At 63.0% G+C, this 13,013-nt stretch carries 11 protein-coding genes; 4 read left to right on the forward strand and 7 right to left on the reverse strand.

From position 1 onward, the window contains the following. Positions 1–1,725 (reverse strand): DUF885 domain-containing protein, encoded by a 1,725-nt coding sequence (locus J2X44_RS11470; protein ID WP_310083999.1) that lies wholly within the window; start codon positions 1,723–1,725, stop codon positions 1–3. A 129-nt stretch (positions 1,726–1,854) separates the two neighbouring features. Between J2X44_RS11470 and J2X44_RS11475 the strand changes: the two genes are divergently transcribed. From J2X44_RS11475 to J2X44_RS11490, 4 genes are all read left to right on the forward strand, one after another. Then, positions 1,855–3,168 carry an MFS transporter gene (locus J2X44_RS11475; protein ID WP_405053366.1) on the forward strand — a complete coding sequence of 438 codons (1,314 nt, stop codon included), beginning with the start codon at positions 1,855–1,857 and terminating at the stop codon, positions 3,166–3,168. Positions 3,169–3,295: 127 nt separating this feature from the next. After that, positions 3,296–3,964: an alpha/beta hydrolase gene (locus J2X44_RS11480; protein WP_310084001.1), complete on the forward strand. Its 669-nt coding sequence runs from the start codon at positions 3,296–3,298 to the stop codon at positions 3,962–3,964. Further along, the gene (cysK, locus tag J2X44_RS11485; protein WP_310084004.1) at positions 3,961–4,881 is read left to right on the forward strand and encodes a cysteine synthase A; all 921 of its coding nucleotides are present in this window, start codon (positions 3,961–3,963) and stop codon (positions 4,879–4,881) included. Before J2X44_RS11480 ends, cysK begins: the two co-directional genes overlap by 4 nt. 9 nt (positions 4,882–4,890) lie before the next feature. Further along, positions 4,891–6,045, forward strand: a complete 1,155-nt coding sequence (locus tag J2X44_RS11490) for a cell wall hydrolase (protein WP_310084007.1) — start codon at positions 4,891–4,893, stop codon at positions 6,043–6,045. Between the two features lie 7 nt (positions 6,046–6,052). Here the strand turns inward: J2X44_RS11490 and J2X44_RS11495 are convergent, their stop codons facing one another. The 6 genes from J2X44_RS11495 to cysD all read right to left on the reverse strand — a co-directional run bounded on the left by J2X44_RS11495 (position 6,053) and on the right by cysD (position 12,958). Continuing rightward, entirely contained in the window at positions 6,053–6,808 is a 756-nt protein-coding gene (locus tag J2X44_RS11495; RefSeq protein ID WP_310084010.1) for a DUF2306 domain-containing protein, read from the reverse strand. Between the two features lie 218 nt (positions 6,809–7,026). After that, complete coding sequence (locus J2X44_RS11500) at positions 7,027–8,064, reverse strand: AraC family transcriptional regulator (protein ID WP_310084013.1); 1,038 nt, start codon at positions 8,062–8,064, stop codon at positions 7,027–7,029. 22 nt (positions 8,065–8,086) lie between these two features. Beyond that, on the reverse strand, positions 8,087–9,217 hold the full coding sequence (locus J2X44_RS11505) for a zinc-binding dehydrogenase (protein ID WP_310084016.1): 1,131 nt from the start codon (positions 9,215–9,217) through the stop codon (positions 8,087–8,089). Positions 9,218–9,406: 189 nt separating this feature from the next. Then, a complete protein-coding gene (locus J2X44_RS11510; RefSeq protein ID WP_310084019.1) occupies positions 9,407–10,150 on the reverse strand; it encodes a 3'(2'),5'-bisphosphate nucleotidase CysQ in 744 nt (247 codons plus the stop codon). A gap of 1 nt (position 10,151) precedes the next feature. Further along, on the reverse strand, positions 10,152–12,053 hold the full coding sequence (cysN, locus tag J2X44_RS11515) for a sulfate adenylyltransferase subunit CysN (protein WP_310084022.1): 1,902 nt from the start codon (positions 12,051–12,053) through the stop codon (positions 10,152–10,154). Next, entirely contained in the window at positions 12,053–12,958 is a 906-nt protein-coding gene (cysD, locus tag J2X44_RS11520; protein WP_405053367.1) for a sulfate adenylyltransferase subunit CysD, read from the reverse strand. The genes cysN and cysD overlap by 1 nt, the downstream gene beginning before the upstream one ends. Positions 12,959–13,013: the final 55 nt, after the last annotated feature.

The following is a 13,013-nucleotide window of genomic DNA, read 5'->3' on the forward strand; positions in this document are numbered from 1 at the left end:
TCAGAACACCGCCTTTGGCGTGTCTTCCTTCATCATCGCGGCGCGCACCATCGGGATCGGCGGGCCGCCATAGGACAGGAACTCGTCGTGGAACGCTTTCCACTTCGTGCGGTCGCCTTTCGTCCAATCCTCACGCAGCTTGCGGATCATCAGCTTGCCCATCGTGTAGTTGAGGTACAGCGGGTCATAGGTGCCGCGTGCCGCCTGTTGCCGGGCATTGCCCTCGTCCTGATAACATTGTTCCTTGAACAACGTTTCGGACTCGGCGACCGTCATTCCCTTGGTGTGCAGGCCAATGGCGGACAGATAGCGGCAGTTGCGAAGCAGCGCGTTCGACAGCTGGCCGATATGGGTTTCGGGATCGCCTTCGCCCAGCCCGGCGTCCCACATCATTTCTTCGGTGTAATGCGCCCAGCCCTCGGCAAAGGCATAGCCGACGAACAGCTTGCCAAAAATGCTCTCCGCGCGATTGGCGTGAAGGAAGTTGAGGAAATGCCCCGGCCACACTTCGTGGACCGAGGTGAACATCAAATCCTTGCGGCCCGGCACGAAATCGGCCTGCGTCTGCTTGTCCCAGCTCGGATCGGGCGGTGAGATATAGTAAACCGACGGCAGGCCTTTTTCATATGGTCCGGGGATGTCGATATAGGCACTGTTCTGGCGGTTGTACGGCGGCGATTCCTCGACCTGTGCCTGTTCGGTGCCGGGGATCGACACCAGATCCTTTTCGACCAGGAACGCCCGCAGCATCGGCAACTGCCGCCGCGCCTCGGCGACCGGGCCGTCGACGGGCTTGTCGGCATTCATCTTTTTCATGCACTCGCCGATCGTCATGCCCGCAGCATAGGTCGCGCACGCGGCTTTCAGCGCGTCCTGATTGCGCTTGAGATCGGCCTGCCCGATGCGCTCCAGCTCGTCGAGCGGGGTGTCCACCCCCTCGTTGGTCAGGATCATCTTGGCGAACTTGTCGGCGCCCAGCGCATAGCCGTCGGCGGTGCCCGGCTGCGACCCGACATATTTCGCCAGATCGGTCATCGCGGCACCGGCCTTGGCTGCGGCGTCATCGAACTGCTTTTGCAGCGCCTCGTCCTTGACCTCGGCAAAGGCCGCCTTCGCGTCACCAGCGTAATAGTCGGCAAAGCCGCCAAACCCGGCGGTGCCATATTTGACGAAGGTCGCGGGCAGCGGCAGCTTCAGATTCGCCTTGATCTGCGCGGCGGCGGCGGGGACTTTTTCGGCATAGGCGATGAACGCCTTCATCCGCGTCGTCGCGTCGGCATAGGGCCGCGCGATGTAGACATTGGGGTCGAGCGCGCCGGTGTAATAGGACGGGTTCTTTTGCGCGAAATCGGTATCGCGCAGAAAGAACAACTGCCCCTGCGCGACATGCACCAAATAATCGCGCTCGAACTTTTCGGCCGCGGTCATCTCGCCGTCAAAGGCCTTCGCATCGGCGATCGCTTTTTCAAGATAGGCGGCCTGCTTCTCCAGCCCCGCGGGTGACCAGTCGGGCAATTGCCCGTCAAATTCATGCTTGCCCTGATACACTGCAAAATTCGGATTGAGCGGGAAATAACCGGCTAGAAACTGGTCGCGAAATTCGGTCCAGCTTGCCGAGCTCGGGGCGGCGGTGGCGGACTTGTTGTCCGACGCGTTGCAGGCGGTCAGCACCAGCAGCGTCGCGGCCATGGCGGCGCCGCAAAAGCGGGCAAATTTGCGTGTCATTCGGCTATCTCCCTGGATTTCCCTGACCCGGCTTCTGCCACTCGTGACGACCGATAACATCCGTTAATCGACGAACGGCGCCAGCAACGCCACTGGACAGCGGCAAAAACCCGTTTAGGGCAAAGCGTGATGGCGACGATCCCTCCCGCAGATGGCGACGAACCGGTGATGCCGGGCGCGGCGCCCAAAGCCCCCTCGCCGCTCAGCTTTCCCGATTACCGCTATTTCTGGCTGGCGCGCTTCACCGCGGTGATGGCGACGATGGCAATGGTCGTGGTCATCGGGTATCAGCTCTATGACACCGCGCGCACCGATTATGGCATGTCGATCCGCGAGGCATCGTTTCAGCTCGGCCTGCTCGGGCTGGTGCAGTTCGTTCCGCTGGCGATCCTGACCCCGGTGGCGGGGTGGGTCGCCGACCGGCTCGAACGACGAAGCGTCGCGATCTTTTCCAACCTGATCGACCTGGTCATCGCCGCGCTGCTCGGCTGGTTTACCTGGACCGACGCATTGACTCTGCCGCTGCTGTTCGGCCTCGCCGCGCTGCATGGGGTCGCGCGCGTGTTTTCCGGCCCGGCGATGAGCGCGATCGCGCCCAATATCGTCCCGCCCGCTGTTCTGCCGCGCGCGATCGCGATGAGCAGCATCGCGTGGCAGTCGGCGTCAGTCGTCGGGCCCGCCGCGGGTGGGCTGATCTATGCCGCGCACCCCGCGTCGGTCTATGTTTTTGCGGCGATCCTGCTCGCAATTTCGGCGTTCACGATCAGCCGCGTCCGCCCGGTCCTCCCGCCGCCCAGCGAAGTGCGCCGCCATCCGCTCCGCGAAATGGCCGATGGGTTGCAATTCACCTGGCGCGAACGGTTCCTGCTGGGGACCATCACGCTCGATCTGTTCGCCGTCATCCTGTCGGGCGCGACCGCGCTGCTGCCTGTGTTCGCGCGCGACATCTTGCAGACTGGGTCGGAGGGACTTGGCTTCCTGCGCGCCGCCCCGGCGGTCGGCGCCGCGGTCGTCGCCCTCGGCCTCGCCTTCCGCCCCATCGAACGCAACGTCGGCGTCAAAATGTTGTGGGCGGTCGCCGTGTTCGGCGCCGGAACCGTCGCATTCGGCCTATCGACCAACTTCTTCCTCTCGCTCGCGCTGCTCGTCCTGATGGGCGCCGCCGACATGTTCTCCGTTTTCGTGCGCGGGACGCTGATCCAGCTCAACACGCCTGACCATATGCGCGGCCGCGTCAGCGCGGTGTCGGGGTTGGCGATTTCGGCCTCGAACGAGCTTGGCGAAATGCGCGCCGGGTCAATGGCGGCGGTGTTCGGCCCGATCCCGGCGGTCGTATTTGGCGGCGTGGCGGCGATCGGCGTGACCGCGCTCTGGGCCTGGCTGTTTCCCGAGCTACGGCGCGCCAGAACCTTCGAACCGCAATTCAAACAGCCGACGGATTAGCGCGCAAACCGTCCACCGCATTTGGGCGTCATCCCGTCTAATCTCTATTGTCAATTTAATCGATTGAGTTATTTCCTCCTCACCCGTCACCGCGGTTTTCCTCTCCCCCCTCGATGGAGCGACCGCCATGCATGATCTGACTATCCAGCATAAAATACTGACCATACCGGGCCTGAACAACAGCGGGCCGACCCATTGGCAAAGCCTGTGGGAACGCCGTTTCGCCCATTGCGAACGCATCGAACTCGGCCAATGGGACGCTCCCGCCAAAGATGCGTGGGTCGAACGGATCGCTGCGGCAATCGACGCCGAGCACGACCCGGTGCTGATCGTCGCGCACAGCCTGGGCTGCCATGCCTTCGCGCACTGGTTTGCCGATGCGAGCAGCATCGCCCGCGACCGGATCGTCGGAGCACTGCTCGTTGCGCCGCCGGATCTGAGCCAGTTGCGCGGCAAGCACCGTATCGCCGGTTTTTCAGACTCGCCCGCATTGTCGTCGCAAACGCCGATGATCGTCGTCGCCAGCGATGACGATCCCTATGCCAAGACCGCGCATGTGTGGCGCCTGTCGCGGCACTGGGACGCGCGTTTCGTCAACGCCGGACCGTTCGGCCACATCAATGCCGACTCGGCGATCGGCGACTGGCCTTATGGACAGTATCTGCTTGCCTCGTTACAACCCGCGCCGACGCCGGCCCTGGCGGACGAGGCCCGCTGGCTGCGTGCCGGCGACTGGCCAAACCGCGTCCGCCGCGACCCGCGGTTCGAATTCAACGAAAGAGCGCACCGATCATGAAAGCCAATTCGATCCTCGATACCATCGGCAACACGCCGCATATCCGCATGGGCAAGCTGTTTCCGGACGCCGAAGTCTGGATCAAGTCAGAACGCAGCAATCCCGGTGGATCGATCAAGGATCGCATCGGCCTCGCGATGATCGAGGCGGCCGAACGGGATGGCAATCTGAAACCCGGCGGCACCATCGTCGAGCCGACGTCGGGCAATACCGGCATCGGCCTGGCGATGGCCGCCGCGGTCAAAGGCTATAAGCTCGTCCTCGTCATGCCCGAAAGCATGTCGATCGAACGCCGCCGCTTGATGCTCGCTTATGGCGCGACCTTTGACCTGACGCCGCGCGAAAAGGGCATGAAGGGCGCGATCGAGCGCGCAATCGAGCTGGTCGAAACCACCCCCGGTGCTTGGATGCCGCAGCAGTTCGAAAATGAAGCCAATATCGACGTCCATGTCCGCACCACCGGCCCCGAAATCCTCGCCGATTTCAAGGATACCCCGATCGACGCGCTGATCACCGGGGTCGGCACCGGCGGCCACATCACCGGCACCGCGCAGTTTCTGAAAGCCCATTGGCCGAACCTGAAAATATTCGCGGTCGAACCCGAAGCCTCGCCCGTGATTTCGGGTGGCCAGCCAGCGCCGCACCCGATCCAGGGCATCGGCGCCGGTTTCATCCCGCGCAACCTCCACACCGACCTGCTCGACGGGGTGATCAAGGTCGATGCTGCCGACGCCAAAAATTACGCGCGCCGCGCCGCGACCGAGGAAGGGATGCTGGTCGGCATCTCGTCGGGAGCCACCTTGGCCGCCATCGCGCAGAAGCTGGCCGAACTGCCGCCGGGCAGCCGGGTGCTCGGTTTCAATTACGACACCGGCGAACGCTATCTGTCGGTCCCCGATTTCCTCCCGGAGATCTGAGGCCAGGTCATGTCCGCTCAGGTTGATCCATCGGCGTTGCCCGTGCGGCGCGATTGGACCGGCTGGCTGTTCGTGCTGCTGTCGGCATTGGCCATCGGCATCGTGCTCTGTGCCAGCAATCCGTCGGACGGCGGCGCGCTCCGACAGCGCCCGCATCCCTTCGCGCCGCCAGCCGACGTCGTCCCCGATGTGCTGCCCATGGAACTTGCCCCGGTCGCAAAGGATGACGCCCGCGCTGCCAATGCGCGGATTGCTGTGATGACGAACGACGTCGTGGCCGCCCGCCCTTTCATCTACGCCGGGACCGGCGACGCCCGCCTGCGCGCCCGCGACTGCCTGGCCGCTGCGATGATCTATGAGGCGGGGGACGACGCCAAGGGCCAGCAGGCGGTCGGCCAGGTCATCATCAACCGCGCGCGGCATCCGGCCTTCCCGAAATCGATCTGCGGCGTCGTCTTCCAGGGGTCCGACCGCGTCACCGGCTGCCAGTTCACTTTCACCTGCGACGGCGCTCTCAATCGCCGCTACTCCGATGCGGCGTGGACGCGGGCACAGGGCAACGCCGACCTGATGCTGTCGGGCGGCACCTTCCCACCCGTCGGCCTCGCCACCCACTATCACACCGACTGGGTCCGCCCCTATTGGAGCGACAGTCTGGAAAAGATCGCCATCGTCGACACCCATCTCTTCTTTCGCTGGCCGGGCTATTGGGGCACCCCGGGGGCGTATCGCGGCGCGGTGTCGGGCGGCGACGGCCCGGTCGCAAAAATGGCGGCGCTGTCGCCCCTGCACGCCATCGCGCTCGGTTTGCCCGCCGACGTTGCCACCGGCGTCGACGCCAATGCGGCGGTCGGCGAAGCACGCGTCGTGGTTGGCGCCGGCGAAGCGACAGGCCGCGACACCATCTACACCCAGCTCGACCGCCGCGCCGCCCCCGAAAGTTTCGTGACGACCGCGCTGCGCCTTTGCGGCGACAAGCCCTATTGCAAGTTCATGGGGTGGACCAACCCGGTACTGAAACCCGATAGCGACGCGATGAGCGATACTCAGCGCGCCGCGATGACCTTTTCCTACCTGCGCGACGACAAGGCGGGGTTCGAAAAGGCGCTGTGGAATTGCAGCGAATATAAACGCGACGACGTGCGACAGTGCATGAAGCGGTGACCGCGCTTTATCCCATATTCGGCTGCCACATAAACAGCCACGCCATCCCAATCCCAACGCCCATCGCGCTCGACGCGACGAACAGGATTGCTGCGACCGACCAACGCGCCGCTGCGCTCTTGCTGCGCTGCGCCCATCGGTAAAGCTCATAAAGCAAGAGCGGTACGGTAAACTGGGCATAGTTGAGCGCGATGCCCACCGGTCCGCCCAAACTTTCGCCCAGCCCGTCAGGACCCATCAACAATATCCACAACATGACAAACACGCGCAGGAACCAGACTCCGCTGACCATCAGGAACAGGCGGATTGCCCATGGCTGATGTCGGACAAAGTCGCGGGCGCGGGCATAATGGGTGGCGAGCGCCGCGCAGATAAGGATCAGAATACCGTTGATCGACGTCGCATAGCCCGACCCGGTTTCTCCACGGCCCCAGGTGACATAGAATCCACCGACGCTCATGATGACCGCAAAAAGCATATAGAAACGACCATTCCAGCGGTGGAATCGCGGGAATCGTGTTCGCACCTGCGGGGTCAGCTGCAACAGTCCGCCAAAGGTGATCAGCGCGCCAAACAGCAGATGAAGGAAAAGCGCGGCATTGCCCGCGCCGTCCCCGGCGATCATTCCGTCGGGAAGAACATCGTTCGCTGCGCTCCAATCGCCGGTAACGGTCGCGCGGCCATAGAAGATCAGAATGTAAAGCGTGAACAGGCTTTGACCGATGAAGGTGAGGACGAACCAATAAACGGCCGCCGCCGACAACGGTCTCTGTCGAATTGTCTGTAACATGATGGCGTAATGTCCCGCTGTTTTCCCAAGCGGGTTCGCCTGTCACAAAAGCCGATGGGCTAACCCGCTGGCTACTGTGCTAAGCGAGCAATACACTTCGCGCCATGACCGCATGATCCAAAATATTGACCTTGTGTTGCCTGGAGACCGTGTAGGTCTTTGCGTTCCCCTTCCCGAGACCGGAACGGGTCTTAAACCGCGGCTCCATTGTCGCGCCTGGTGGTCCCCTTGAGCAGGGCGCGCGGGGACGTTCCGGTCCACCGCTTGAACGCCCGCGTGAATGCGCTCGGCGCCGAATAGCCGAGCAGATAGGCGACTTCGTTCACCGACACCTTCCGCTCCTGAAAATAGCTGAGCGCCAGTCGGTGCCGCAAATTGTCGAGCAGCTTTTCATAACTGGTATTCTCGGCCTTCAACCGCCGGAAAATGGTCTGGCGGCTGACGCCCAATTCATTTGCCACCGTCGCCAGATCGATCGATCCGGTGTGCAGGCGCGGCATGATCGCGGCCTCAATCCGATGCGCAAAATCGTCGCTGCACTGCAAATCCTTCAGCAACCGGTCAGCATGCGCGCTCAGGATACCGAAAGTGAAACGCGGCTGTTTCCCCACCCGATAGGTGAGCCACCGTTCGTCAACGCGCATCGCGTTGCGACCCGCCGAAAAGTTGACCGGCGCTTGAAAGACCGCCTCATACTCCCTCGCATAGGTCGGCGCTCGATGGCTGACATGGACCTCCAGAACAAAAGGCGTGTCGCCAAACATCCGCGTCCCACACACCATGCGGGCAAAAGACATTTCGGTCAGTTCGATAAAGTCATTCGGGTCGGCGCGATGGTCGGTCAGCCAAAGCCCCTGCGCATCACGCTCCAGCGTGAACCGGCTCGGTCCGTTCGACGCAACGTCGGTGATCAGGCGCGTATAGCGATTGATCTGGGCAAAGGCGTCGATCATCGTTTCCGATGCGTGAGTGATCAGCCCCAGCACAGAGATTTCCGACACGTCAACCGCCTCGGCGTAATGCAACGCAAATGCCGGATCGTCCGTGAGCGCCGCGCCTGTCTCGATCAGGCGTCGGTACGCCGGTAGAGACAGGCGTGCGTCGAAATTTCCAAGCATCCCCTCGGTCATGCCCGCCACCGCCAGCAAATGCTCGCGATCAATGCCTTGCCGGACCGCAAAATTCACCATGCCGCGGGCGTCACCCACCGCGGCCGTCAGTCGTGCCATATGCGCCTCGCCAAAAAGCTCGTCAGGGTCGGATCAGATATTTCTCTCCGGTCCGCTTGGCGTTGTAGGCATTGGCGACGTCGAGCGATAGCGCGTCGGTGAGCGAGATTTCATGGCTGTAATGGCTTTTGAACGTCGATGTCAGTTCGTCGACGACCCGCTTCCGCAACCGCAAATTGGTTTCCATCCCGGCCTTTTGCAGGAAGGGCGTCAGCAGGAAACCCGACAACGACCACGTCAGTCCGAACGCGCGGTTGAGAACCGTTGGCCCCAAGTCGAGCGCGCCATAGATATAGACCTGCTTGAACGTATCCGATCCATAGCGGCTGTATGTCGTCATCCGCTTCACCGCGGCAACTTCCATGGCCGACAGGATCTGACCCGCCAGCTTGCCACCGCCGATCGCATCGAAACCGATCGTCGCACCGGTTGCGACGATCGCGGCGACCAGTTGGTCGATGAAATCGTCGGCGCTGCTGTTGACGATATGCGTCGCGCCGATGGCCTTCAGGATGTCGACCTGCGCATCGCTGCGGACGATGTTGACCAGCGGAATGCCGTCCTTGGCACAAATCTTGACCAGCATCTGGCCAAGGTTCGACGCCGCCGCGGTATGGACGATCGCGCTGTGCCCCTCATTCTTCATGGTTTCGGTGAACGCCAGGCTTGTGAGCGGATTAACGAAGCACGACGCCCCGTCTTTCGGGTCGGTGCCGCCGGGCAGCGCCATGCACATCTGCGCGGGCAGGCAGCGATATTCGGCATAGATTTCGCCGCCAATCAACGCGACGGTCTTGCCAAGCAGCGCCTGTGCCTCGGGCGAATCGCCCGCCGCGACGACGGTGCCGCACCCTTCGTTACCGATCGCCAGCGCCTCGCCGATCCGGCCCGTCATCGCGCGCATCCCGGCAGGTGGAATGTCGGCGGTGATCACCGGCAAGCCGTCGCGGGTCGATGCGCGCGCCGTCGACATGTCGGCGCCGCCGAACAGCAGGCCCAGGTCCGACGGGTTGATCGGGGTGGCGAGGATCTTGACCAGAACCTCGTGGGCTTTCGGCGTCGGCATCGCTCGCCGTTCGAGCGACACTTCCAGCTCGCCTTCGGGTTTGACCAAGGTCAGCATTGTCAGGTTGGTATCAGGCAGGTCGGTCATTGCGGGTCTCCCGTCGCTTTTCGGTTTCTCGATGCAACGGATTAGGCGAGGCAAGCCACCATGACAATGGTCGCCACGCGCCTTTCTTGCCCCCGTTCGTGTCGAGCGAGGTCGAGACACCCATCAGGAGCGCGCGACCTCAAGGCATCTCGACTTCGCTCGATGCGAACGGGAATTGAAAGCCGCCTGTTACACGCCTGCTGAATATTCCGCCGCCACCCGCAAAACTTCATCCGCCAACTCCGTTCGGCAAATCAGCAAATCCGGCAAATAAGTGTCCGCCGCGTTATACCGGATCGCCGACCCATCGACGCGGCTGACGTGCAGCCCCGCCGCCTGCGCCACCGCGACCGGCGCGCAATTGTCCCATTCATACTGGCCGCCGGTGTGGAGGTAGATGTCGGCCTCGCCGCGCACCACAGCCATCGCCTTGGCGCCCGCCGATCCCATCGCGAGCAGCTCGGCACCCATCCGCTCCGCCACGAAAACGGCTTCGGCGGCAGGACGCGTCCGGCTGACGAGCATTTTCGGCGGCAGGTTTGCGGGCCGAAGCGGCATCGGTGCCCCCGAAGTCAGCGTGATCCCCAGCCCCGGCAACGCGACCGCGCCGACCGTCGCGACGCCATCGATCGCCAGCGCGACATGCACCGCCCAGTCGTCCCGACCTTCGCCATATTCGCGCGTACCGTCGAGCGGGTCGATGATCCACACCCGGCGGTGCGCCAGCCGCGCGGCGCTGTCCTTCTCTTCTTCGGACAGGATCGCATCGTCGGGGCGCGCCGCGCGCAATTTGCGGCACAGCATCGCATTAGCCGCCTCATCGCCCGCCTGCCCCAGCGCCTTGCCGTCCAGCCCCTCCGCCCGCAGCGCCAGCAGCATCGCGCCCGCGTCGGTCGCAAGCCGTTCGGCGAGTTGCTCGTCGCTTTCGGTCATGTCAGCCAAGCAGCCGGTCGATGATGAGGTCCGCCGCTTCTTCGGGCGACATCGCCGTCGTGTCGATCCGGATTTCCGGCGTCTCGGGCGCCTCATACGGGCTGTCGATACCGGTGAAATTCTTGAGCTGCCCGGCGCGCGCCTTTTTATACAGACCTTTGACGTCGCGGCGTTCGGCTTCGGCGAGCGGGGTGTCGATAAATATCTCGATAAACTCGCCCTCGGGCAGCATCGATCGCACCATGTCGCGCTCGACGCGGAACGGCGAGATGAAGGCCGTGATGACGATCAACCCGGCGTCGGTCATCAGCTTGGCAACCTCGCCGACGCGGCGGATATTCTCGATCCGGTCGGCCTCGGTAAAGCCCAGATCGCGGTTCAGCCCGTGGCGGACATTGTCGCCGTCGAGCAGGAAGCTGTGGCGGTTCATCCGGTGCAGCTTCTTTTCGACGAGGTTGGCGATCGTCGACTTGCCCGATCCCGACAGCCCGGTGAACCACAGCAGCGCGGGGCGCTGATTCTTCAGGTTCGCGCGCATGTCGCGGTCGACGTCGGTCGCCTGCCAATGGACATTCTGCGCGCGGCGCAGGCTGAAATGAAGCATCCCCGCGGCGACGGTCGCATTGGTCAGCTTGTCGATCAGGATGAAGCCGCCCAGCGTATGATTTTCGCCATAGGCCTCGAACACGATCGGCTTGTCGGTCGACAGCTCGACCACCCCGATGCCATTGAGTTCCAGCGTCTTGGCGGCCAGATGGTCGAGCGTGTTGACGTTGATCTCGTATTTCGGCGCCTGCATCGTAGCCGACACGCTCTGCGTCGCCAGCTTCAGCCAATAGGCGCGCCCCGCGATCATCGCCTCGTCGGCCATCCACACCAAAGTCGCTTCGAATTGGTCGGCGGCCTCGGGCGGTGCGTCGGCGGCGGCGATGACATCGCCGCGCGAGCAATCGACCTCATCGGTCAGCGTCAGGGTGACCGACTGACCGGCGATGGCCTCGTCGAGGTCGCCGTCAAGCGTGACGATGCGGTCGACCGTCGTCGTCTTGCCGCTGGGCAGGATGCGGACGGCGTCGCCAGGCCGCACTTTGCCGCTGGCAAGCTGGCCCGAAAAGCCACGGAAATCGAGGTTTGGCCGATTGACCCACTGCACCGGCAAGCGGAAAGGCTTGGCCTCGTCGGCCCTCGCCCCGATCTCGACATTTTCGAGATGCTCGATCAGCGCCGGTCCCTTGAACCACGGGGTGTTGTCCGACAGCGCGGTGATATTGTCGCCCTTGAACCCCGAAATCGGGATCGCGGTAAAGTTGGTAATCCCGATCTCGCTCGCAAACGCCCGATAGCTGAGCAAAATGCGCTCGAACACGGTCTTGTCATACCCGACAAGGTCCATCTTGTTCACCGCCAGCACAATATGCTTGATGCCGATCAGATGCGCCAGGAAGCTGTGGCGCCGCGTCTGCGTCAGCACACCCTTGCGCGCGTCGATCAGGATCACGGCCAGGTCGGCGGTCGAGGCGCCGGTGACCATGTTGCGCGTATATTGCTCATGCCCCGGCGTATCGGCGACGATGAACTTGCGCTTCTCGGTGGTGAAAAAGCGGTAGGCGACGTCGATCGTAATCCCCTGCTCGCGCTCGGCGGCAAGGCCGTCCACCAGCAGCGCGAAGTCGATCTCCTGCCCCTGCGTCCCGACGCGCTTGCTGTCAGCCTCAAGCGCCGAAAGCTGATCCTCGAAGATCATTTTGCTGTCGTAGAGCAGGCGGCCGATCAGCGTCGATTTGCCGTCGTCGACCGATCCGCAGGTGATGAAGCGCAGCAGTGACTTCTTTTCGTGGCCCGCCAGATAGGCGTCGATATCCTCGGCGATCAGCGCGTCTGTGACGTAAACGGGGTCCGTCATCAGAAGTACCCCTCCTGTTTCTTCTTCTCCATCGAAGCGTCGCCGCCGTCTTTGTCGATAATGCGGCCCTGCCGTTCGCTGGTCGTCGTGAGGAGCATTTCCTGAATGACTTCGCTCAGCGTTTTCGCTTCGCTCTCGACGGCGCCGGTCAGCGGATAACAGCCGAGGGTGCGGAAGCGTACCGAGCGTTCGACAGGCACCTCGCCTTCGTTCAACGGAAAGCGCTCGTCATCGACCATCAGTAGCAATCCGTCGCGTTCGACGGTCGGGCGCGGCGCGGCGAAATAGAGTGGCACGATCGGGATATTTTCGCGCGCGATATATTGCCAGATGTCGAGTTCGGTCCAGTTCGAGATCGGGAAGACGCGGATGCTTTCCCCTTTGGCCTTGCGCGCATTATAGAGGTTCCACAGCTCGGGCCGCTGCTTTTTCGGATCCCAGCCGTGGCTTGCGGTGCGGAACGAGAAGATGCGCTCCTTCGCGCGGCTCTTTTCCTCGTCGCGCCGCGCGCCGCCAAAAGCGACGTCAAAGCCGTAAAGGTCGAGCGCCTGCTTCAACCCTTCGGTCTTCCACATATCGGTGTGCAGTGGACCGTGATCGAACGGGTTGATCCCGCGCTCCTTCGCCTCGGGATTTTGATAAACGATCAGTTCCATGCCGCTTTCGCGCGCCATGCGATCACGAAGCTCATACATCGCCTGGAATTTCCACGTCGTGTCGACATGCAGCAGCGGGAACGGCGGCGGCGAAGGGTAAAACGCCTTGCGCGCCAGATGCAGCATCACCGCGCTATCCTTGCCGACGCTATACAGCATCACGGGCTTGGCCGCGTCCGCCATCACTTCGCGCAGGATATGGATGCTCTCGGCCTCCAGCCGGTCGAGATGGGTCAGCGTATCGGTCATGCCCCGCCCTTGCCGCTGCGGTGCGCGGCGATCAAGCTGTATGGCCTTTTGGCCA

Source organism: Sphingopyxis sp. BE259, from assembly GCF_031457495.1.
Classification (GTDB): Bacteria; Pseudomonadota; Alphaproteobacteria; order Sphingomonadales; family Sphingomonadaceae; genus Sphingopyxis.

What these genes read in the sequence shown, in the direction of transcription:
- J2X44_RS11470 (WP_310083999.1), bottom strand. Translation starts at nt 1,725, where the DNA reads ATGACACGCAAATTTGCCCGCTTTTGCGGCGCCGCCATGGCCGCGACG.
- J2X44_RS11475 (WP_405053366.1), top strand. Translation starts at nt 1,855, where the DNA reads ATGGCGACGATCCCTCCCGCAGATGGCGACGAACCGGTGATGCCGGGC.
- J2X44_RS11480 (WP_310084001.1), top strand. Translation starts at nt 3,296, where the DNA reads ATGCATGATCTGACTATCCAGCATAAAATACTGACCATACCGGGCCTG.
- cysK (WP_310084004.1), top strand. Translation starts at nt 3,961, where the DNA reads ATGAAAGCCAATTCGATCCTCGATACCATCGGCAACACGCCGCATATC.
- J2X44_RS11490 (WP_310084007.1), top strand. Translation starts at nt 4,891, where the DNA reads ATGTCCGCTCAGGTTGATCCATCGGCGTTGCCCGTGCGGCGCGATTGG.
- J2X44_RS11500 (WP_310084013.1), bottom strand. Translation starts at nt 8,064, where the DNA reads ATGGCACGACTGACGGCCGCGGTGGGTGACGCCCGCGGCATGGTGAAT.
- J2X44_RS11505 (WP_310084016.1), bottom strand. Translation starts at nt 9,217, where the DNA reads ATGACCGACCTGCCTGATACCAACCTGACAATGCTGACCTTGGTCAAA.
- J2X44_RS11510 (WP_310084019.1), bottom strand. Translation starts at nt 10,150, where the DNA reads ATGACCGAAAGCGACGAGCAACTCGCCGAACGGCTTGCGACCGACGCG.
- cysN (WP_310084022.1), bottom strand. Translation starts at nt 12,053, where the DNA reads ATGACGGACCCCGTTTACGTCACAGACGCGCTGATCGCCGAGGATATC.
- cysD (WP_405053367.1), bottom strand. Translation starts at nt 12,958, where the DNA reads ATGACCGATACGCTGACCCATCTCGACCGGCTGGAGGCCGAGAGCATC.